Origin of the sequence: Aquiflexum sp., from assembly GCF_041749095.1 — a bacterium.
GTDB lineage: Bacteria > Bacteroidota > Bacteroidia > Cytophagales > Cyclobacteriaceae > Aquiflexum.
Genome location: NZ_JBGTCA010000424.1, coordinates 1 through 2,690 on the forward strand (window position 1 = coordinate 1; position 2,690 = coordinate 2,690).

Annotated in this window: 3 protein-coding genes; 2 read left to right on the forward strand and 1 reads right to left on the reverse strand. The window is 40.4% G+C overall.

Annotation, left to right across the window (positions count from 1 at the left end; genetic code table 11):
- Nucleotides 1-443 (reverse strand): alpha/beta hydrolase (locus ACEW8O_RS19280; protein ID WP_373496260.1); only part of this gene is annotated, 443 nt, incomplete at its 3' end.
- Nucleotides 444-837: 394 nt separating this feature from the next.
- Here ACEW8O_RS19280 and ACEW8O_RS19285 point away from each other — a divergent pair.
- Nucleotides 838-1,794, forward strand: coding sequence for a sugar phosphate isomerase/epimerase family protein (locus ACEW8O_RS19285; protein ID WP_373496261.1), 957 nt, complete (start codon nucleotides 838-840; stop codon nucleotides 1,792-1,794).
- Between the two features lie 223 nt (nucleotides 1,795-2,017).
- Entirely contained in the window at nucleotides 2,018-2,653 is a 636-nt protein-coding gene (locus ACEW8O_RS19290) for an endonuclease NucS domain-containing protein (RefSeq protein WP_373496262.1), read from the forward strand.
- Nucleotides 2,654-2,690 lie beyond the last annotated feature (37 nt).

Genomic DNA, 2,690 nt, shown 5'->3' on the forward strand with positions numbered 1-2,690 from the left:
GCTATGGCCCGGTATCTTTTTTCGGATTTGATCCTGTATTTCTTTTCCACTTCGGGCATCAGTTCCTCAAAAAAGAAATCCTCATACCGCCATTCATTGTTGACATCGTTGAAATATCCCCGTCTCCCGGTATTGGCATCCGGCATAACGATGATCATGGCGGTGGCTTTTCCTTCTTTGATGGCTTTGTCGGTTATTTGCTGCACTTCACCAAACTGCACCCATCCTGTTTGGTCATCTCCTCCGCCATGCAGCAAGTATAGGACAGGGTAGGAACGTTGTGAACTTTCATATCCGGGAGGGAGGTAAATGGCGTATTTCCTTTCCATGTTGAGGATTTTACTATCCATAGTCAGGTTGTCGAAAACTTTGCTTTCTTGCGCTGATAAGGATTGTAGGCTGAAAGTAAGAATTGCTAATAGAAGGATTTTCAATTGTTTCATAGTATATGGTTTGATTTTGGAATTAGGTATTGGCTTGGTTTCTCAGAATCCTTAATCTAAAAGTAATCTTTTCGGGTTGACGCGGGTGGGAGGACGGCGGACCGGGTCGGCGTTGGCCTTGTGCGCGGATAGGATTCCGCCGTCTTGACTTTTTTGGTTACTTTTTTTGTCAAGAAAAAAAGTAACTATATAAACTGACATTCACTTTTAGCAGGTGTTTCAGAATCCAAAAGAACACATATTCCAGATTTGAGAAAATCACATTTCAATGTATCTCTAAAAACCCCCACAACAAACAAATTCTTGCCATAAGGATACAAACTGCATCCAACGGTCAATTTATCCTTTTGAACCCAATTCAAAAAACCTATATTGAGCTGTAAAACCTTGAACTATGAATAGAAGAAAATTTATCCAAAATACCTCTATTGCCTCCATGGGATTGGCATCCATGCCATATTCTAATTTATACGCCAATCAAGATCCAACAAGAAAATTCAAAATAGCCCTTAATCCCGGCATCATAGGGGTCAAGGCAAACTTTGCCCAAACACTCGACTACGCCATTCAATATGGCTATGAGGCCATCAGCCCCTTCACCCAAGAAGTGATGGAAAACTACTCAGATGGGCAACTGAACGAGCTATTGGCCAAAATGGAATCCCATAATATCACTTATGATTCAAACAATATTCCGGTGGAATTCAGACAGGACAATATCAGGTTCAATGATGACTTCAAAAAACTGAGAAAGTTCTGCGAAACCATGGAAAAACAGGGTGCCACCCGCATCAATACCTGGATCATTTCCTCACATGCCGAACTTACCTACAACGAAAACATGAAGCAGCATTCCTATCGCTTGGGTGGATGTGCCAAAGTCATGAAAGACCATGGCATCATGCTGGGACTGGAATACCTGGGCACAAGGCCATTGGTGGTCGCTGCACGCTATCCATTTATCAGCAGCATGAAAGAAGGCAAGGAACTGATCGGGGAAATAGGACAAAGCAATGTGGGCTTTGTCCTGGACAGTTTCCATTGGTACTGTGCCAATGAAAGCATTGATGATATCCGAACCCTCAAACCGGAGGACATCATAGTCGTCGACATCAATGATGCACGGTCAGGCTTCACCCGTGAAACCCAAGTGGACGGCAAGCGGGAACTCCCCATGGCCACCGGAGTGATACCCATCAAGGAGTTTATGCAGGGCATATTGGACATCGGATACGACGGACCTCTCCGGACAGAACCCTTTAATCAGGCGCTTAATGATTTGGGAAATGAGGAGGCTTTGAAAGTGAATATGGAGGCGATTAGGAAAACTTTGGGCACGGTGGGGTTGTGATTTTTAGTTTGTGGATGTAAAAATACCCTGTTTACGGTATCTTTTGATAACGTGATAATGATTAGGTTTAGAATTTGTAACGGTAAAGACAACCGTTAACAAAATAATATGACAGAAAAAGAAAGTTTTATCAATTGGATGACAGACAAGTGGTCACCCAAGTAGCATTAGTGCTTACTCTGGAAAAATCGACAAATTATCAAAAGACCTTAAATCAAAATCAATGTTGCCTGTTGACAGTTTGTATGAAATTAAAAATCCGATAGACCTGGATATTATCTATAATAACTGGTATGCTGTTCCTGAGTTCAGACAAAATGATGACACTTCACATAAACAAGAATCGAACGCATTTAAGAGATACAAAGAATTCCGTGTTCATGAGCAGAAAATGGGACTCGGAATTGGGCAAGAAACAAATACAATTCGGACAGCAGACGAAGTTACAATTGAAAAGGAATCATATCTCTTTGCACTTGAAGAACATTTGCAGGATTTTTTAATCCGCAATCTGACTACAATTAAGAAACATAAATTAAAATTATTTGAGGACGGAGAAAGAAGAGGAAAAGAATATCCAACAGAAGTTGGTCCAATTGACATTCTAACGATTGATGAAAAAGGAGACTTTTATGTTTTTGAAACTAAGCTTTCAAAAGGTATGGACAGAGCATTAGGACAGCTTTTAAGATATATGGGGTGGGTAAAAATCAACCTTGCTAAAGACAAAAATGTTTATGGAATTATTGTAGCTAATAAAATGGACGAGAAAATAAAATACGCAGTAGAAGTAACACCAAATATTAGTTTATGCGAGTATGAAATGAAATTTGACATTAACTTCTTGGACAAAATGTGATCGGGGAAATAGGACAAAGCAATGTGGGCTTTGTCCT